The organism is Cytobacillus sp. Bva_UNVM-123, assembly GCF_046351715.2.
Lineage (GTDB): Bacteria > Bacillota > Bacilli > Bacillales > Cytobacillaceae > Cytobacillus.
In genome coordinates this window covers 2523764-2542216 of sequence record NZ_CM177772.1, presented here as the reverse complement: position 1 = coordinate 2542216, position 18453 = coordinate 2523764, and the positions used below count along the sequence as shown (strand labels likewise).

Sequence of the window (18453 nt, the reverse complement as noted above, 5' to 3'; positions counted from 1 at the left end):
AGCCACTGCCATTTGTTTTGCTACATCAAGTATTTTTTGATGTTTTAATTCATTCAATTAGGTCTTAACTTATACCCACCATTAGCAACGGAATTTGATTCTACCATTCCATCCTTAACAAGCTTAGTCAATATTTTGGACAAATACGTAGAAAAACCTCTTGACGTTCAGCAAGTTGATGCACACCTACATGTCTCTCAGAAGCAACTGTTAGAAATAACATCGTGTGAAGTGCATAATTCATCACTTTTGAATATTACATCCAAATAGTTCACTTCAATTAAAGATAATGCGAATCCACTATATCTACTTATTTATTTTAAGTCAAGCAAATTGCATTTTCTAACTATCATATATAAAGCTCTATTCTGGACCTATTACTGAATAAGGCGCAATTCTTCTTCAGGAATTGCGCCCTTTAATAGAACAACATAAATATGAACTCATATCTTAAAATTAACTAATTCTTCTTTTACTATTGCCCCTTTAGTTAAAAAAGAATCTGTCTAGAACCGACTACAGTAAAGTTTTATTCTTGTATTATTTCATCAAAGGCTAAAGAAACTCTGTCAAATTCCTCGTCGCTTTCAATGGCTATGAAATCTCCATCCTGATCGACCTTCAAAAAGAAAATATCAATGTCTTCCTCTATTTCTTCTTGAAGATCCTCAACAAAGCTGACTGCAACGTAATCTGTCCCTTCCATATTTACGACTGCCAGTACTTCAATATCCTCGCCTTGGTCATTTGTAAAGATTTCTCCTACTTCAATGTTTTTCATGAGGAACCCCCTCTTTGATTCAGTTAATTTATCTGCTGTACATTCAATCCTGTTTTTCTTTTATCTGTTCACGGATCCTTTGTAGTTCTTCCAAAGAAAGTTCACCTAAGGATTTTCTAATTTCTTCCTCAATTAGTTTCCTGGTGCTTTCTCGATATTGAGTCCACCATTCTTGGAGCCCTTCCGTTTTTTCCAAAATGTACTGGACATCAATCTCATCTACTTCTTCATCTGACAGATAATCCAACACTGCTGCCAACATACGAGAAAGGTTACCAACTTCATCTTTGTTTTGTTGATTACTTGGCAAATGAACAATATTTTCCTTATCCGCCCCTTCATTTGTTTGTGCAGATTTCCGTGGCATCTTGTCGCTCCTTACTTATCTTAATCATTTATAGTTTGAGTATAACCATTAAAAATTAATCACTTATTTTACTTCGAATAGGTAAACAACTTTATTTTGATTAATGGAATTTATCTCAATGGGATGAAATTATAAGAAGATCAGTAAAGAACTGACAGGAGTAAAATAGAAAAAGCGTGTTTTGAAAAAAAGATTGATCAAAATACGCTTTTTCTAAATTCAAATGAATATTCCTTATATAATTACATTTGATAATTTTTGTAATCCCTATTCAAATAAAGCGCGCTTTTGCAGAAGATCATTACAAAGCCTTATTGAACAAAAATACTTTTTATTTTCTTTACTTCACGAAGGTCAGAACCTTATCGAATAGGATTCTCAAAGTTCCAGTTAGTATAAATTACTGCTGCAGTAACAGGATCTGCGGACGTATCTTCTGTAAAACCGCCAATTAAATTGCCCACTCTAAATGTTGGCTCAAATAACTGTTCTTCCTTAGGTGGCGCTGTTGGACCATCTATCCCCAATTTTGTTTCATCTGTAACCACTACTTCCATGCCGTTATCCAACGTAAAGCTCAGTCCATCATCTCCAACTTCCGTTATGATTCCTTCTATATTAAGCATTGCACTTGCAGCAGGGCCTGAATTATCCACCACAATTCTTTCCGTCAAATCTATCGCTTTATCGTTGTTTATATTTATTAAAGCAACTACAGCAATCACGGTACAAGCTATTAAACTTCCAGCCAATAATCTAATATTTTTCATAAAAACTCTCTTATCTTTTTGTTCATATTCCATCATCTCTTTTTGCACTTTGCTCTTAAATTCTTCAGAAGCATGAATCTGCTTCATCACTTTCTTATAAGCATTCATCACACTTAACTCCCTTCTTCTAAAATATTTTTCAACTTCATTCGTACCCTTCTCAGCTTTGAGCCCACCGTGTTTACTTTCATCTCTAATAGATTAGCAATTTCTGCAGTCGTATAGCCTTCGTAATAATGTAAATAAACAATGGCCCTCTCTTTGTGATCTAGCTCAAAAATCTCAGGGAGAACAATCTGTTCTTCTTTTGCGATAAAGGTCATCTCTTCTGTTATCGGTACTGCCCTCTTGACACGAGAAGACTTAAAGTAATCCTTACATTTATTAAAAGTCACTTTGATGAGCCAAGCCTTTAAATGGGCTTCATTATCGAAGGGCTTTTTCTGTCTCATAAGTGTCATATAGACCTCTTGAACAATATCCTCTGCCTCAGACATATTTTTTGTCTGCTGCACAGCAATTCGTATTAAGGTGTCGCTATAAGTTTGAACAATCTCATGAACACGTAAGCCGGCGAACGTTTTCATAAACAACCTCCTTCACTTCATAATACGATTCATTTTCGTTTATTCGTGCAACAGAAAAATTTTTTCCCAGAATTCAATAGATTTGTTATTCATTTATAACAAAGATTAATAAAAAAAGAGTGAGAACTCATCAGTAATAGATAAATCCTCTCTCCTTTTAAAGGTGAAGTGTTTTTTGTTTTTATATTGTCTCCATCTTGCATCTTGATGGCTTTAACTAATCTCCAGCCTGTATTAGATACCCTTTTAGTTTCTCAAGATTCTATTATGTTCAGGAAGAGTTTTACTATTTGGTTGAACCTATATATCGCTCTTTAGCTGCACCAAGACCAAATATAAAGAGTAGAACTGATGCACCGACTAATATTAAAAGTGGAGTAGTCCAGCTATTGGTTGCATCATGTATAAATCCAAAAAGGGTTGGACCAATAGCTGCAAGCAGATACCCAACTGATTGTGCCATTCCAGACAGTTCTGCGGCCTGTCCGGCATTACTTGTACGTAAGCCAAAAAACATCATGGATAGGCTAAATGCGAAGCCTCCCCCTGTACCTATTGCGATGATCCACATAACAGTTAGGTTAGCACTTCCGTAAAGTAACCCAAGTGTCCCGATTAAAAGCAAAATCGATGTAATGGAAACTAAGGAACGTTGATCGGACATGCGCCCTGCGATGACTGGAACGATAAAGGTAAATGGAAGTAAAGCCAATAGCATAATTGAAAGTAACCAGCCAGATTGACTTGAATTTAATCCCTGCTGCTTAAGGATTTCTGGCAGCCATGCGACAAGTACATAAAATATCATGGACTGCAGTCCCATAAATAAGGTTACTTGCCAAGCTAGTGAGGAACGCCATAAATTCACATGACTGCTATCCGTTTTTTGATGAACAGTATTTCCTTCCACTGTACGGTATTTCATTTGAGGTAACCAAAATAAAATAGATATAAAGCTTAAAATACCCCAAATTCCCAATGCGCCTTTCCATCCAAAACCTAATCCTATTGCAATAGGAACACTAACACCAGAAGCTATCGCTCCAAATAAGTTCATCGAAATGGAATACACACCCGTCATAAAGCCAATGCGTGTAGGAAATTCACGTTTAATAAGGCCAGGCAACAATACATTACCGACGGAAATAGCTAAACCAAGAATAGCAGTACCAATATATAAAGCAGCAACACCTGATAGGGAACGTATAATAATACCAACAGTCAGAAAGATGATGGAAACGAAAATAATTCGTTCAACCCCCAATTTTTGTCCTAATTTAGGTACAAAAGGTGAAAAAAGCGCGAAGGCTAATAGTGGTAACGTAGTAACCATACCTGCCAATGTATTTGAAATATTCATATCATCCCTAATAAGGCCAACTAGAGGTCCAACCGAAGTTAAAGGTGCTCGCAGATTTGCTGAAATAAATACAATTCCTATTATCAGCATTATGGGTACAGTTCCTTGTGAATATAGATTTATGTTTTTTCTGTTTTTGTTGCTTAATTGATTCATTCGTATATTTTCTCCTTGGAATGTTATATGCACCCTTTTATTCATTCATCATTGTACTTAGAGTTTCTATTGCATCGTTCAGATAATGATTAACACATTCTAAGGCTGCCTGGGAGTTCCTTTCCTTAATTGCTTGAAAAAGCTCTGTATGGATTTCATTTTCAAAATTCACTGGTTTTTTGATCCGCATAATTCGATCAATAGAATTTTGCAAAGAATCTGTGATATGTTCATACAGCTCAATGAACATCTTATTGTGTGTGGCTTTAGCAATTGATTTATGAAAAGCAATATCCATCTGTGCAAAGTGAAAAGGATCATTACTTTTAGCAGCCTTTTTACAATCATCAAGACAAATTTCAATTTGTATTAAATCTTCTGCTGTTCTTCTATTGCACGCAAGTTGGGCCGCTTCACGTTCAAGTCCTAAACGTACCTCTAACGATTCCAAAAGATCACTCTTCCGGATCTTCTTATCCAATGCAAGTGCTAAATTACTGTTGGATTTTACCGTGGTACCAATACCTTGACGAGTTTCAAGTAAACCAACATGAACTAAGGATCGGACCCCTTCTCTCAATGTATTTCTGCTTACTTCAAACATATCCATCAATTGCGGCTCTGCGGGGATTTTGTCTCCGACTCTCCATTGACCACTTTCTATCATTTGTTCCATCTGTGCCGCTACTTGTTCCACAAGGGTTAAACGGCTCGCTTTTTCAATCGCCATATTAATTTACTCCTTTTTAAACGTAGGATGATTGGATTATGTGATTATATTATGTTCCCTTCGATCTGGTCAAGCAATTTATTTTGATTTAGAATAAAGTTTGATTAAAAAATAGCTACAAACATTGATTGTATAACAAAAAGAAACGCTCAATTTGAAAAAAAGAATGATCAAAATGAACGTTTTATATTTCAGCTAGATATAAGTTTTTATACAATTTCTACCGGCAGCACATACAGACTTTGTTTTCCCATACCTCTTTTATTCTGTTGGCTGGATATTCGGAAGCATGTTCTTATTTTACTCAGCAGTTTTAGGCCTGAAGTCCGCGGACACTAATTGACACTTTATTAGGTATACATGTTCTTCTTGTGAAGCATTTACATTTTTATTAAAAAATCTTGCTCATTTTTTAACTTTGATCCTCCAGAATCGGACCGATTGTTTAGAAATTAAAAACCATGGAATTATCTAATTTAGACTTTCCATGGCTTTGAGGTAGCGTATTTGAATTTTATAATTTAGATGCCCAAATCTCTATTTCAACTTTTATCTCAGGCAAACATAAGTTTAACTTCAAATTTACGGAACTGGACTCCTCTTCCGTTCAAAACTAATCACCTTACGTTTTTTTTGCAAACACTGATTATAGATGAGGATAAAGATGAGAACGGATTTTTATCCCAGTCTGAATATTGGTTTTCAATAAAAAAGCCATGGCTAGTTAACAAAGACTTAAGAGTATCATTATTGGTAAAACGACATGCAATTCGAGAAGTAGTTTTCTTAAATCCACAATCACGGTAAGTGACCCAGTGCATTATATGATTTCTTGCATCATATGATTGTATTCCAGAAACCTTGACGTTATTTCCATCCTTATCGATAAATTCTCCCCAAATTGTTTCTTCTTGGCTTGATAAATCAGTTCCCATGGGGTTACGTGTTTCAAAAACAAATATTCCATTTGGTTCTAAATGCTTGTAAACTGTTCCTAGTAAGGCAATTTGATCTTCATCACTCAAAAATGCCTGAAATGCATTTCCAGTTAAATATATCATTGAAAAACGCTTTTCAGAATCAAATGTGCGAGCATCAGCTTCAATAAAAGAAACAGGCAAACCATTAGCTTTAACCCGCGCATATTCAAGCATCTCAGAAGAAATATCAACACCAGTAATATTAATCCCTGATTTTGATAAAGGTATTGTTGTTAATCCTGTACCACATGCAAGTTCTAATACTTCGCCCGGGCTCAATTTAACAAGTTCAAGATAAAAATTGTACTTCTCTATCTCGCCGCCAAATTCAAGATCATAATTTATCGGGTCTCGATATTCTTCAAGATTATTGTGATCTATCAACATTTTATCACCTATTCACGATTATTCGAATTTCTTTTAACCATTCATCATCTCTGTCTTAAAAAGAGGTCACTTATTTTATTTTCATCACCATATAATACCATTCCTTTTCATTAAATAGTAAGTGCCAGATGATACTATTCTCCTGTAAATGGGTATGGAATGATAATCCTTCATATAGATGCCTAGCCCTTGGATTTTTACCCGAAACATGTAAACTGAGCCTATCAAGGTTTGGGTCTGCTAGTACAAAATCCTGCGCCCACTGTATTAGCAATTTTCCTACTCCTTTGCTTCGATGGTCTGGATGCACCACAACGTCTGCAATATAGCATTCTCCTTCCTCAGGTTTATAGTCAAATAAATATAGTCCTATGGATATTTTAAATACTTTCCATTTTCCAAAGCTTTTGAAGCTCCTCCAAGAAAATTTACTTTTTTTGTTCTTTATAGTAGTCTCGATCTTCCTTATAATAGATATCATTCCGATGACCTCTCCATCTTGTAATGCGATCATTCTTTGGCTTGCTCCATTAGTGGAATATTGATCAAAATACTTTTCGAAAAAAAGAGCAAGCTCGTCTTCATTCATGTTTGTTAGAGTTTGAAATTTCCCGTGAAAACCGTGAACATACAATCGGCTAATCTGAGAATTGTACTTAGAATGTGTTGGTTCAATCGTTATTGGCGTAATTATCATGACTATTCCTCTTTCACTTTAAACTAACTGGTTGTTGTTGTGTCACACAATGAATCATCCCATTATGCTGATAAAGCGTTCTAACATCAATACCAACCACTTTACGCCCATGATAAAGTTTTTGGATAATATTGTTTGCTATTTTATCATTAGGATCTTTATAGTTTGGTACCAACACGACTTTATTCCCTATATAAAAATTCACATACGAACCTTTTTCATCCAATACTTCTTCATTTTCTAGAGTGACATTATTCTTACTAAGTGGCAAACATACATACGTGTAAGGCTCACCTAAAGCATTTTTGGCATTTAACAGTGTTTTAATATCCTTAGTTAACAATCCCCATTCGACCAAACCGTTTTCTAAAAATGTGACGATTGTCTTTTCGTCGTAAAACTTTGCAAATCTATCAATATGAAAATCAGTAATGGCTAATTCCATATAATCGACTAATCCACTAGTACGATGAATTAAATATCTTAGCGTGACAAGAATACTGTGTTTTCCTCCCCTATTATAAAGCTTCACACAGTGTGAAGCTCAAGTTATCACTTATGATATAAATAGAACAACCCTTTTAATAACGATCAAAAGTTTGCGATTACAAACTTCTTTATCACTTCACTCCTAATAAAAGGCAGGTAACTTGATAGCTTTTTGACATATCTGTTCTACACCCTTTTAACTTTGTTAACTTATATACTACTTTCAACTTAAATTCAAACGGATTATTTTTTACATATTGACTCGTTTTTCTCATAGAAAATCCCTCCTGTATGACAGTATTGGCTTTTTTACAACTGTCTACATAAGAGGGATAATATCAAATTCTGATGAACTTACAATACGAAAATTTCCTTTAAGCACAATTTGGGGTTATCTGCAAACAAGAGTAAAAAATCAACTGACTTGTCTCTACAGAAATCATTTATTTTAGAAAATATTATGTCGAATGTAGTGTAGTGTTTTCAAAATAAACTACAATCATTAGACATTGAAAAAATCCCTGATTTTCTATCAAGGTGTAGGGATTTTTGGCATTTTATTGGACTTAGGGAAATGAATACTTATTCAAGAAAAGCTACTCGTTAGGTGAAAAAATATTTATCTACTCCCATTAACAATGAGATCTGCTCTTTCAAGAGGTTTATGTTACTTAAAATTCAAATGGTGCATCACTTGAATACATTTCATGGAAGAATCCCTTGTACGGAATGTCGTCCTCCAAACACTTTATAAGATACATTAACTCCTCGTCACACACTGGAGCGTTTTCATTATTCTTCATTACCTCATACTTGTCTACGATATTTTCCATAATAGTCGCGTTAATAAATACTGGTAATTTATTTAGCATATTATCAGCAATTTCGGTTTCGGACCTATAACCATCAAGAATGATATTAAAGTAATCTTTCATAAACTTTCTACGTTTTTTAGGATCTGGATCGAATTGAATCCACCCAACCCCTTGTGTCCAGAGATCAGCAAGGTCATACATATAATAGCCAAAACAAGAATTATCAAAATCATACACCGTAATTTGCCCATTATCAAAGTCTATCGAATAATTCCCGTCATTGTAATCAAAATGAATCATACCGAAATTTGCTCTACTTCTATTGAAGTTTTTCAGTGTTTTAATAAGTATTTTCAGTTTTGTTTTAAGTAAAGACAGAGTATCGGGTATCAACTCATCGATGTAGTTTTCATTATATTTGTCGAAAAAATTATATCTGCTATGAACAGGAGTATATTCTTTTGATAATTGATGCAGTTTACCAAGGACTTTGCCGCAATTATAATAATATTCAGTTATTTCAACACCTTCTCGGTATTTATAATTGTTTTCCACAAGCATTTTTCCTTTAGCTTTTTCAAATAAGCTGACAAAAAACGTATTGCCGTTACAGGAAATTTTTTCTAGAATATTCCCCTTTAATGAACTGATTACATTTGAAACACTGCCACCATGATTGAATAGGTATTTTATATATTCTAATTCACCGAGATAATCCTCTAGGTGCCTGTCGTTTAAGTAAGAAATCCTAAGTATTTTTGTTTTTGATCCTTCTTTTTCACAAATATAAACTATATTTCGCCCTCCCACGTGTGGGGAAATCAGTCCAATTCGATATTCTTCCAATCCATATAATTTTGAAATGGTTGAAAGCAAAAATTCATCACAGATTTTAATAACTTCATTCCGAGTCATATTTTCCTCCTTGTTTCTAGGAGGGTTAAAGTATAGTCCCCCTCCTATTTGTTTTAAGATTAAACAATACTGTATTTTTCATAAAATCACCTTTTATCAAAATTAATAATATATAAGTTTACCTTATATGAATCATATTATGTCACACTATCTATTGTACTTCCACACTAATTTATTGCCTCCTCAATAAGTTTTCGTCATGTTAAAATACAAAGATATTTATTCAATTTCAAAATAGGTAATATTCTGAACAAGAGTACCTGTATCTAATGTTTGCTAAGGAATTTCTCTCACCCCAAAATTTGATTGGAATGAAGAAACGAAGCGTATTGACTGGTTTGTTGAAGAAGGATTATAGCTGATACTCAAACTCTTCTAATTAAAAAGCTTTTTTCACTGACCATCCTTTATACTCACCTTTATATTTTTTTGAATACAAAAACATGAGTTCACTTTGATAATCAACAAGTGCCAAAGCCTCTGTTTTTGTTATTTTAATAGTAGTATAATCACTATTTTTATCTTCGATAGTGATATTAAATCCTGTTTCATCTATTTCACTAATAAATTCTTTTGCACATTCATTTGGTATTTCAAGGGTATGAGTAATGTGACATGTATTGACCTGAAATAAGTTAATTTTAGTTTCCTTTATTTTTCTTCGGTTTGTTTTAAGTCTTTTTTCCTTTTCTTCAGTAGTTTCATAACAATTGAATAAACCTTCTTTAAAAGCACGATCGATTTCAACACGATCATAATCTAAAATCCACTTTCTAAACTTATGGTATAAAGGCAGTAGAGTATCTTCATCTAAACTAAAAACATCACATCCACGATCATCATACATGTGAAATAGAACGCCTTTTGTTTCATTTACAATATAAAGATTACCGTTTATTCTAGGTTTTCGAAGGAAATCTTTATTACCAATTGCTCTAATAAGATAGTCTAAACGTATATCCTCTTTATTAACTTTTAAGCTATATTGAATAGTTCTCATTTCTGTATCCTCTTCATCATATTCAAAGGGCACAGTTTTACACTTGACGTCATAGATTAATTTTTTGTTTCTAAGAAAACGTTTAATATTAGGTAAATCAATTCCCTTATAATCAATATGATTACTAACAGATGCAATTAACCAAATGGTATCATTATCTTTAAAAAGAAATTTTAAAATAGATTTGGCTCGATAGTGCATCTCTTTATTATAGTCACTACCATCCAACTCGACTAGCCCTAACTCAAATCGTATCCAATTTGTGGAGCCTTTTATCAACTGATTAAATAATTCCATAATATTCTCCTTTAGTTCTCTTCAACCATCTCTCTCGATAATTATTGAAGTATAGATATAAGCAGACCGTTGGGTTTAATCATAAGAATCTACTTATTTAATTGGATCAGGTATAGTGAAGTTCACTGTTTGAATATTTTTTTGCAAGTTTTTCAAATGACTCATTAATAAGAAAGGCTTCCCTATTCCTGATTCTGGTAATAAATCCCCATATTATGTGCCATACATATTAATCGCTGCTTTAATACGAGCATCTTTAGCTAACATTTGTGTAGCAGTAGCCCCCCCATAAGAATGCCCAAACATTCCTATACGAGAAGTATTCAAATGTCTTGTGGAAAGACCTTTTTCATCTTCTTGATTTAATTTCTCTATTTGATTGAGTACAAAGTCAACATCAACCATCCACAACTGAATATGATCATCCCATTCAGATTCGGTTAAATTAGGAGACTTTAAATAAGCAGTGCGCCCATCTGGATACACTGTAGCAACTGCATTATAAGCGTGATCGATACCTACGACAATATATCCGTGGCTTGCTAATTCTTCTACTTCAAAAGTGTTTTGGTTTCTAAAGCCTGTTAAACCATGCGAGAACAATAATACTGGATAAGTATTTTCTTCATCAGATAAAGTAGCATCTGCTATAGCATGTGTTTTGACTAAGCCTAAATGTTTAAAGGTAAAAGCAGGGATAGAAAAAGCTTTCTCTAAACCTTCTGCAATTTCATCAACATGACTAATAAAGGCACTTAAAACTATCGTGATAAGAATAAGCACTTTAAAGGCTACATAATCATAGTCACCTAAAACGATTATCATCAATGACACTATCAAATACTATAGCAAGTATTTTTACTAAACCCTAAAGTGCTGCAGCAACTACAATAAAGCTTACCAGAAATTAATCATAATTCGTGTATTATCAAATATATCTTTACGATCTTGTAATGCTGTTGCTCCTAGTACACCATCTTCTTCACCATCAATAAAAATAAAATACAATGTGTTTTTAGGTGGTGGTAACCGGCTCATAATCCGGGCAGTCTTTTGTATTATCAATACAAGAAAGATAAAGTTTAGCAACCCATCAACCGTTCATTTCATCTTTTTTTGGTTTTAAAATGTTTTTTTTTCGCTTTGCATATATTGATTTAGCATCTTTGTAATGGCTACAAATAGCTGAGTATGATGGGTATTATTTTTGAAAAAATTTAATAGTTTCTTAAATACTTAACAATATTGATATTGATAATCAATTTCATTTATCATATAATGCTAATGAAATTGATTATCATTATCTATTAAGATATAAAACATTTTTTAGGAGGAACAGGAATGAAGAAGTTATTCTTTCTAGGATGTGCATTGCTTCTCTTACTTACTGCATGTGCACAAAAAAAAGAAAGTACAAAAGAAGAAGGACAGTCAGCTGACAATGGCCAAGAGATTGTGATAGAGCATGCTTTAGGAACGTCAACATTTAAGGAAGCACCTAAACGCGTTGTTGCTTTGGAATGGAATTTAGTAGAGGAACTGTTAGCTTTAGATGTTCAACCAGTAGGTGTTGCTGATATTGAAGGATTTAATAAATGGGTGAAAATTAGGAAAAGCTTAGATCTAAATGCTGTAGATGTGGGCACTAGACAAGAGCCAAACCTAGAAGAAATTGCTAAGCTAAAGCCTGATGTAATTCTTTCGCTCGTCAATCATGAAAATATTAAAGCCGAGTTAGAAAAAATCGCACCAACAGTTTTTTTTAATACGACTACTGAAGAAGCAACGAAGGATTTATATGCAGATACTATAAACTCTTTCGAACGTACTGCAAAGCTATTAAATAAGGAAAAAGAAGCAGAAACTACAATTCAGCAGTTAGAGCAAAAATATAGTGAAGCGAAAAAGGAAATCGAGCAATTAAATCTTCCTACAAAAGAATTTCTTTTCACACAAGCTTATACTATGAATCAGGCTCCTATCTTCCGCTTGTTTACCAAAAACTCAATGGTCAGCCATGTGCTTGAACAAGTTGGATTAGAAAATGTGATTAAAGATCAAACAGAAGCTGAATGGGGATTTTTTGAAGCTAATGTAGAAGGTGTTTCAAATTACCAAAATGCTATATTCCTTCACGTTGTTCAGAAGGATGACCCTCTCTTTGACAACATGAAAAATAATAAGGCATGGAATGAATTATCCTTTGTTAAGAACAACCAACTTTATGATATCGGTGGCGATACATGGACATTTGGTGGCGTCTTATCTGCCGAAACTTTAGTAGATAATTTATTACAGGCATTAAAGAAGTAAGATGAAACAAGTGACAAAAGGAAAAGTAATTCTATATATCATTGGAGGCATAGGATTATTTATCCTACTTGCCTCCATTCATCTAAGTCAGGGACAATCCTCTAGTGGATATATTTCGTTTTGGAGAGAGCTATTTAACGATCAACAGCAGCAAAATTTCTTTCTTTATAATCGGTTGCCACGCTTTGTCATTGGCTGTATTGCAGGTTCTGCACTTGCAGTAGCAGGAATGCTTATGCAAACCATTACAAAAAATCCACTTGCAAGTGCCGGGACATTAGGTATCCATTCGGGAGCCTACTTCTTTATTATTGCTGGGGCGATTTTCCTTCCGCAAGTAAGCTGGGGCTATCCGTTAATCCTAGCCTTTCTAGGTGGCATCGCAGCGGCATCACTCGTATGGTTTTTAGTTGGAAAAGCTCTTGACCCTGTAAGAATTGCATTAACAGGAATGATTGTAAGCTTATTATTTTCATCCTTTACTGCGGCACTTCAACTATTGTTTGCAAATGAAGTTTCAGGACTATTTTTATGGGGCTCGGGCACACTGCTGCAATTAGATTGGTCAGGTGTCCAATTTGCATTTCCGTGGATTCTAGTCGTTCTCATTCTCGCGCTTGCTTCAAGTCGAAAATTAGATATTTTATTATTGGGAGACGAAGCAGCGATAGGTCTCGGCGAAAAAGTCGGGACGATGAAAGTGATTGGCTGGATTATTGCTATCCTACTTGCTGCCACTACAGTAGCTGTTGTCGGACCAATCGGCTTTGTCGGAATTATAGCACCACATATTGTTCGCCTAATGGGGTTTCGTCTCCATTTTTCGATGATTCTAGGAAATATAATAATGGGTGCATTGCTGCTCATTGGAGCAGATATTCTTGTCCGTCTTGTTTCACAAACATCTGAGCTGCCTGTTGGGGCTATGACCGCTATGATTGGAGGTCCTTGGCTCGTCTATTTAGCAATCAAAATGAGCAAAAATGTTCGAAGCAAGCCTTCAACGTTAAACGGAAATGAAGCATTTAAACGAAAGGGAACTGTTATTATACTCATCTCTATCGTTTCTATTGGCTCACTTATTGTCGGAATTTTGTTTGGGGGAACTTCCTTTACACCATTGAACGAAATCATTAATGAGCTTGCTTATAACGCATACGTTTGGGACTTTAGGGTACCACGAGTTATTACGAGCTTCTTAGTAGGGATGTTAATGGCTGCAGGCGGAGTGATTTTACAGGCAGTTCTTCGCAACCCGCTTGCTGATGCCTCAGTTCTAGGGGTCACATCTGGTGCTGGAATGATGGCTATGCTCTGTTTGCTTGTCTTCCCAGGGCTGTCTTATATTTTTGTCCCAATTGGTGCGGTTATCGGTGCTTTTCTTGTAATGGGAATGATCTTATTAACCAGTTTCCGTAATGGGTTCCAGCCTGTTATGGTCGTCCTAATCGGTGTGGCTATTTCAGCAATCTGTTCTGCTGTTATTCAAATTCTCATCGTTAAATCAAAGTTCCATGCATCTCAAGTATTGACATGGTTATCAGGAAGCACGTACGGAACAACATGGGGGGACGTATACTTTGCATTCATTGTGATTATCATCTCCTTCCCAATTATTTACCATTTCTCTAAAGCATACGACGTTCTTATTTTCGGGGAAGAAATAGCCATTGGCTTTGGATTGAAAACAACAAAGGTACGACTCATGATGCTTATTACCGGGGTCCTTCTATCTGCAATAAGTGTTGCTATCGTCGGAACAATTGGCTTTATCGGGCTATTAGCTCCTCATGCTGCACGACGCTTAGTCGGAATTAAGCATGAATTTGTCTTTCCCGTCAGTGTTTTACTGGGAGGCGTTTTATTAACGATCGGGGACTTTTTAGGAAGATATGTATTAGCCCCGAATGACGTCCCTGCTGGGTTATTAGTATCACTCGTTGGCTCACCTTATTTACTTTACTTATTAAGCAAAACTGGAAAAGTTACAATGAAATAGGCTAACTGCAAGGAGCGTTATAAAATTTCTTTCTTTCGTATCAAGTAAATTCAAAAAAACATACTAACATTAATAGCACAAACCACGGTCATGGTTTGTGCTATTAACATGACTGGCACATAAAAAAGCCTCCCACAAATGATGAGAGGTCAAAATTTGGTGAAAAAGTGGTAAAATCACAAAAAATGGTGAACACATTTGAAGTTGATATTGAATCATGACTTACTATTTTCTCTTGGAAGGCTTAACGTAAAAATATATCGATCCGATGGATATCTAGCGAAAGTTACAAATGCAGGTCTTTGATTATCCAAAAATGCTAAGCTTTCCATAAAAACTAAGGGACTATTTAACTCCACCCCAAGAAGATCAGCCTGCTCATTATTTGCTGCAGCAGCCCCTAATTTAATGTCACCATGTGTTATGGTTAATTTATATTCACTTTCCAATATTGTATATAGAGATTTATTTGCCAGGTTCGTTTTATTTAATCCCGGTGCTATATTGCTACTTATATAAACTTCTTCCAATGACATTGGCTTTCCATCGGCTAGCCTTAGGCGGAGTATCTTGGTTACTCGTTCAAATTGAGACAAATTTAATATTTCTTTTATGGATTGGCTAGGGCTAATATTTTCTTCGATTTCTATTACTCTTGAAGAAGGAACTTTGTTTAACTCTATCATTTGTTCCGTGAAACTATTAAGGAAGGCCAACTTATAGTTTGATTTGCTGTAATTTATAAATGTACCTTTCCCTGGCTGCCTATACAAATATCCTTCACTTGTAAGTATATCTAAAACTTTTCTAACTGTGTGTCTACTAACATTTAGATCTTTACTTAATAAAATTTCTGGAGGCACCTGATCGCCTGGTTTCAATTCTCCATTTGCAATCATTTTTTTCAACCATGAATAAACCTGTTTATATAGAGGACCACCGTTTTTATCAAAAATAAATTCCTCCATAAATTCACCTTCACAATTATTATTTGTTATTGTATATAATATGTATTATTCTAGCACAATAAACAACTAGAGAAAATCCTTTAATTGACTCCAAGCTATCTGTTACTTATCTTGAATTCGAAAGAAACAATGAAAATGAGGTGGTAAGTTAGTAACCACCTCACAAGATAATCATTAAATTTCATGATTAATTTTATTCGCACCTTTCACCTTAGAAGAAAACGCTTTATTTGCTAATGTAGTAATTATGAATGCACTTACTAATGCGACACTCATTGATATAATTAATCCAATCGAATGGTTAGAAGTAAATGGTGCTACAAATGTTGGCACGTATGCAGTCCCTCTAATATTAAAGTAACCTACTATGGCACCGCCGAGTCCCGCAGAAAAGATTGCTCCACCAAAGATAACTTTATTTGAAAACATAAAGGGATACGCTGATTCTACAAAAGTACCAAACCCCATATTTACTAAAAAGCCTGGTGTAGCTATGGCTGCGGAGCCTTTATCTTTTGGAAATATAATATTAGCTAAATTTATTCCTGCTGCTACCATCACAAGCGATGTTATATCTATTGCCCCTAAAAAACTAACTCCTGTTCTTTCCATTTCAAATAGAACAATTGGTAAAATAGCTGCATGATAAACCCCACCTAGAATAGCTGGCCATATTAGTAAGCCAGCCAATGCACCAGCAAAAATAGGGTTGAAATTGATTGCCTGTTCGATTATAAATTTAATGGACTCTCCTGCCCACAGAGCGATTGGTCCTAAAACAAAGTAAATAATCAGTCCTGATATAATACCAGCCAATCCAGCAGCAAAAATATTAACTGTTGTCATTGGAAAACGGAGTTGTATAAATTTAGCAAAGAAATACTGTACAAGTAACCCAGCAAGTATACCCCCAATAATTCCTCCAATAATTCCCCCCTCAACCGATAGACTTCCTGCAATAACTCCTGCAACTATAGATACTTCATCTAAATCCGATACTTGTTTGGTAGCAACCACAGCAAGTACAACCGGTAGCGCTTTCAGAATGATTCCAAAAACATCTCCCAAGCCTTCCAATCCTGGAATTTTACTTAAAGCTAAAATTAAGGCGAGTGCAATAAATGCAGGTAGAGAAGCAGTCATAATACCTTTTAAATTTATTCTTTTAAGCGGATTTGAATCAGATGGGGGTTCGGCTTCTCCTGACTTTTTTGTAAAGCTAGGTCGAAATTTTATGTCCCAGTGTTTTGCCAAAGCTGAAACAAATGAAATTGCCCTAGTTCGATTTGTAGTTCCAGTAGTACCAGAGGTAGAGATCACGTTAGCTCCTTTTGAACTAACTGTAGCCATAGCTGTTCCGCCTGTTCCAACTATCGGAATTTTTTTCTCTATTGCTGCTAAAATCGCATTTTTATTTGCATTATTAGGGTCAATACTCATTAATATCAATCCATCTATAAGCCCACTCTTAATTTCATCTGCTAACTTTTGATCTTCCGGTACTGCGGCTTCATTAATATTCTTAAGCGTATCTCTTTGAAGAACTTGAATTTCATCATCTCTTAATACATATAGTGAAGCTTTTGTGGTATCTTTTGCAGCATCCATTGATACATCTGCACCTATAAATTGTACAGCGCTTACATTTATCCCAGCAGAATCACATTGATTAAATATTTCTCCCAAAAGTTTTTTCGGGTCTTTTCCTCCTAAATTATATAAATTCCCTCCACTACTTCCAAGAATAGCAATATTCTTCACATTTATCCCTCCCGATCTTTTATAAGGAAAAAACCTTAAATTATTATAAAGAAATTGTATTAATTTCTTTTAAGCGAAACGGTGAGAAATAAATTCCCACCGTTTTGATAATTCTCTCAAAAGGATGAAAAAATATTTAAACTCCTAAGAATTTTTGGATCATTTCTTTTGCTGCATTTTCCACAACATTATCAATAGCAGTTCCAACAACCAAAATATTTACCCCTGTGTTTTTAAAAGCTTTACAGTTTTCCAGATTAATTCCACCTTCTGCAAGTGTCGGAACTTTAACACTAGTAACAAGTGCATTCAATCTTTCTTTAATAACCTGAGGAATTTCCCCTGCTGCTACACCTTCATAGCTCATCCCTGTCATTAATCCGATCATATCTACACCTATGTCTTCCATTCTCCTTGCAACTTCAGCTACCTCTTCAGGAGTTTCAGCTGGAATTCCAAATGTATGTAAATCATCCGGATGTCCGATGTAAGCATCTACAGTTAAGCCATATTTATGCGCTAGATTTACAACTTCCTCCAAGTCTTTAAAATCTGACTTATGAATATGCATACCATCAGCACCATGATTAGCCATTAATAAAAATTCCTTTTCACCTAATTCAACTGGCATTATCTCTGTAAATCCTCCTGGAACACCTACTGTTATAAAGGGTTCAGGTCCTACAACATTTCGTACACCTTGTGTTGCCTTTGCCATTTCTAAAATATCAATTTCGTGACGTAAGTTTTCGGCTGCATGCATAGAAGTAACACCTTTATATCCCCGTGCTAACGCCATTGCTGGATGATTTGGTTCAAGTAATTTAGCCCCTCCAGCTACAGCAGCTCTAGCAAGTCGGGCATCATCTCCTGTAATACCTGTACTTAAAATAGTTTGGCCACCATGCTCTTCTATTGCTTTCCATACCCTAGCCATTGCATTTTTTCTTTTTTTGTTCATATCTCCATAAAACATGTGAAAAACCCTCCTTAGTCTTCTGGAATTGTGCGTACATTAATTGTACGTACAATTAATATCTAAAATATATAACCATTTTTTTATTTTGTCAACGATTAATAT

The 18453-nt window shown here is 34.9% G+C and carries 17 protein-coding genes and 3 pseudogenes; 2 read left to right on the top strand and 18 right to left on the bottom strand.

The window, feature by feature from the left end:
- Positions 1 to 56: 56 nt before the first annotated feature.
- The 15 genes and pseudogenes from KDN24_RS12705 to KDN24_RS12635 all read right to left on the bottom strand — a co-directional run.
- A pseudogene (locus KDN24_RS12705) lies at positions 57 to 244 on the bottom strand (Rrf2 family transcriptional regulator); the annotation flags it as partial.
- A gap of 285 nt (positions 245 to 529) precedes the next feature.
- Complete coding sequence (locus KDN24_RS12700) at positions 530 to 781, bottom strand: DUF1292 domain-containing protein (RefSeq protein ID WP_409972801.1); 252 nt, start codon at positions 779 to 781, stop codon at positions 530 to 532.
- A gap of 43 nt (positions 782 to 824) precedes the next feature.
- Positions 825 to 1148, bottom strand: a complete 324-nt coding sequence (locus KDN24_RS12695; protein WP_409972800.1) for a hypothetical protein — start codon at positions 1146 to 1148, stop codon at positions 825 to 827.
- A gap of 362 nt (positions 1149 to 1510) precedes the next feature.
- Positions 1511 to 2026 (bottom strand): hypothetical protein, encoded by a 516-nt coding sequence (locus KDN24_RS12690; protein ID WP_409972799.1) that lies wholly within the window; start codon positions 2024 to 2026, stop codon positions 1511 to 1513.
- Positions 2027 to 2031: 5 nt separating this feature from the next.
- Positions 2032 to 2505, bottom strand: a complete 474-nt coding sequence (locus KDN24_RS12685; protein WP_409972798.1) for an RNA polymerase sigma factor — start codon at positions 2503 to 2505, stop codon at positions 2032 to 2034.
- Positions 2506 to 2791: 286 nt separating this feature from the next.
- A complete protein-coding gene (locus KDN24_RS12680) occupies positions 2792 to 3955 on the bottom strand; it encodes a CynX/NimT family MFS transporter (protein WP_409972811.1) in 1164 nt (387 codons plus the stop codon).
- A 103-nt stretch (positions 3956 to 4058) separates the two neighbouring features.
- Entirely contained in the window at positions 4059 to 4751 is a 693-nt protein-coding gene (locus tag KDN24_RS12675) for a FadR/GntR family transcriptional regulator (protein ID WP_409972797.1), read from the bottom strand.
- A gap of 617 nt (positions 4752 to 5368) precedes the next feature.
- The gene (locus tag KDN24_RS12670; RefSeq protein ID WP_409972796.1) at positions 5369 to 6118 is read right to left on the bottom strand and encodes a class I SAM-dependent DNA methyltransferase; all 750 of its coding nucleotides are present in this window, start codon (positions 6116 to 6118) and stop codon (positions 5369 to 5371) included.
- Between the two features lie 70 nt (positions 6119 to 6188).
- Positions 6189 to 6815 (bottom strand): GNAT family N-acetyltransferase, encoded by a 627-nt coding sequence (locus KDN24_RS12665; protein WP_409972795.1) that lies wholly within the window; start codon positions 6813 to 6815, stop codon positions 6189 to 6191.
- 13 nt (positions 6816 to 6828) lie between these two features.
- Positions 6829 to 7254: pseudogene (locus KDN24_RS12660) on the bottom strand (agmatine deiminase family protein); the annotation flags it as partial.
- 181 nt (positions 7255 to 7435) lie between these two features.
- The gene (locus tag KDN24_RS12655; protein WP_409972794.1) at positions 7436 to 7579 is read right to left on the bottom strand and encodes a hypothetical protein; all 144 of its coding nucleotides are present in this window, start codon (positions 7577 to 7579) and stop codon (positions 7436 to 7438) included.
- 396 nt (positions 7580 to 7975) lie between these two features.
- Positions 7976 to 9034, bottom strand: a complete 1059-nt coding sequence (locus KDN24_RS12650; RefSeq protein ID WP_409972793.1) for a phosphotransferase enzyme family protein — start codon at positions 9032 to 9034, stop codon at positions 7976 to 7978.
- Positions 9035 to 9413: 379 nt separating this feature from the next.
- On the bottom strand, positions 9414 to 10331 hold the full coding sequence (locus KDN24_RS12645) for a DUF3885 domain-containing protein (protein ID WP_409972792.1): 918 nt from the start codon (positions 10329 to 10331) through the stop codon (positions 9414 to 9416).
- Between the two features lie 216 nt (positions 10332 to 10547).
- Positions 10548 to 11057 (bottom strand): annotated as a pseudogene (locus KDN24_RS12640) (alpha/beta hydrolase family protein); the annotation flags it as partial.
- Between the two features lie 171 nt (positions 11058 to 11228).
- A complete protein-coding gene (locus KDN24_RS12635) occupies positions 11229 to 11369 on the bottom strand; it encodes a M28 family peptidase (RefSeq protein WP_491348445.1) in 141 nt (46 codons plus the stop codon).
- A gap of 303 nt (positions 11370 to 11672) precedes the next feature.
- Between KDN24_RS12635 and KDN24_RS12630 the strand changes: the two genes are divergently transcribed.
- Positions 11673 to 12644, top strand: coding sequence for an ABC transporter substrate-binding protein (locus KDN24_RS12630; RefSeq protein WP_409972791.1), 972 nt, complete (start codon positions 11673 to 11675; stop codon positions 12642 to 12644).
- Between the two features lie 10 nt (positions 12645 to 12654).
- Positions 12655 to 14643, top strand: coding sequence for an iron ABC transporter permease (locus KDN24_RS12625; RefSeq protein WP_409972790.1), 1989 nt, complete (start codon positions 12655 to 12657; stop codon positions 14641 to 14643).
- Positions 14644 to 14858: 215 nt separating this feature from the next.
- On the opposite strand, the gene KDN24_RS12620 is transcribed toward KDN24_RS12625, so the two are convergent.
- From KDN24_RS12620 to KDN24_RS12610, 3 genes are all read right to left on the bottom strand, one after another.
- The gene (locus tag KDN24_RS12620) at positions 14859 to 15611 is read right to left on the bottom strand and encodes a GntR family transcriptional regulator (protein ID WP_409972789.1); all 753 of its coding nucleotides are present in this window, start codon (positions 15609 to 15611) and stop codon (positions 14859 to 14861) included.
- A gap of 174 nt (positions 15612 to 15785) precedes the next feature.
- Positions 15786 to 17372: a PTS sugar transporter subunit IIABC family protein gene (locus KDN24_RS12615; RefSeq protein ID WP_409972788.1), complete on the bottom strand. Its 1587-nt coding sequence runs from the start codon at positions 17370 to 17372 to the stop codon at positions 15786 to 15788.
- Positions 17373 to 17508: 136 nt separating this feature from the next.
- On the bottom strand, positions 17509 to 18348 hold the full coding sequence (locus KDN24_RS12610) for a beta/alpha barrel domain-containing protein (protein ID WP_409972787.1): 840 nt from the start codon (positions 18346 to 18348) through the stop codon (positions 17509 to 17511).
- Positions 18349 to 18453 lie beyond the last annotated feature (105 nt).

Coding starts and splice junctions, on each gene's coding strand:
- KDN24_RS12700 (WP_409972801.1), bottom strand. CDS start 781: ATGAAAAACATTGAAGTAGGAGAAATCTTTACAAATGACCAAGGCGAG.
- KDN24_RS12695 (WP_409972800.1), bottom strand. CDS start 1,148: ATGCCACGGAAATCTGCACAAACAAATGAAGGGGCGGATAAGGAAAAT.
- KDN24_RS12690 (WP_409972799.1), bottom strand. CDS start 2,026: ATGAATGCTTATAAGAAAGTGATGAAGCAGATTCATGCTTCTGAAGAA.
- KDN24_RS12685 (WP_409972798.1), bottom strand. CDS start 2,505: ATGAAAACGTTCGCCGGCTTACGTGTTCATGAGATTGTTCAAACTTAT.
- KDN24_RS12680 (WP_409972811.1), bottom strand. CDS start 3,955: ATGCTGATAATAGGAATTGTATTTATTTCAGCAAATCTGCGAGCACCT.
- KDN24_RS12675 (WP_409972797.1), bottom strand. CDS start 4,751: ATGGCGATTGAAAAAGCGAGCCGTTTAACCCTTGTGGAACAAGTAGCG.
- KDN24_RS12670 (WP_409972796.1), bottom strand. CDS start 6,118: ATGTTGATAGATCACAATAATCTTGAAGAATATCGAGACCCGATAAAT.
- KDN24_RS12665 (WP_409972795.1), bottom strand. CDS start 6,815: ATGATAATTACGCCAATAACGATTGAACCAACACATTCTAAGTACAAT.
- KDN24_RS12655 (WP_409972794.1), bottom strand. CDS start 7,579: ATGAGAAAAACGAGTCAATATGTAAAAAATAATCCGTTTGAATTTAAG.
- KDN24_RS12650 (WP_409972793.1), bottom strand. CDS start 9,034: ATGACTCGGAATGAAGTTATTAAAATCTGTGATGAATTTTTGCTTTCA.
- KDN24_RS12645 (WP_409972792.1), bottom strand. CDS start 10,331: ATGGAATTATTTAATCAGTTGATAAAAGGCTCCACAAATTGGATACGA.
- KDN24_RS12635 (WP_491348445.1), bottom strand. CDS start 11,369: ATGAGCCGGTTACCACCACCTAAAAACACATTGTATTTTATTTTTATT.
- KDN24_RS12630 (WP_409972791.1), top strand. CDS start 11,673: ATGAAGAAGTTATTCTTTCTAGGATGTGCATTGCTTCTCTTACTTACT.
- KDN24_RS12620 (WP_409972789.1), bottom strand. CDS start 15,611: ATGGAGGAATTTATTTTTGATAAAAACGGTGGTCCTCTATATAAACAG.
- KDN24_RS12610 (WP_409972787.1), bottom strand. CDS start 18,348: ATGTTTTATGGAGATATGAACAAAAAAAGAAAAAATGCAATGGCTAGG.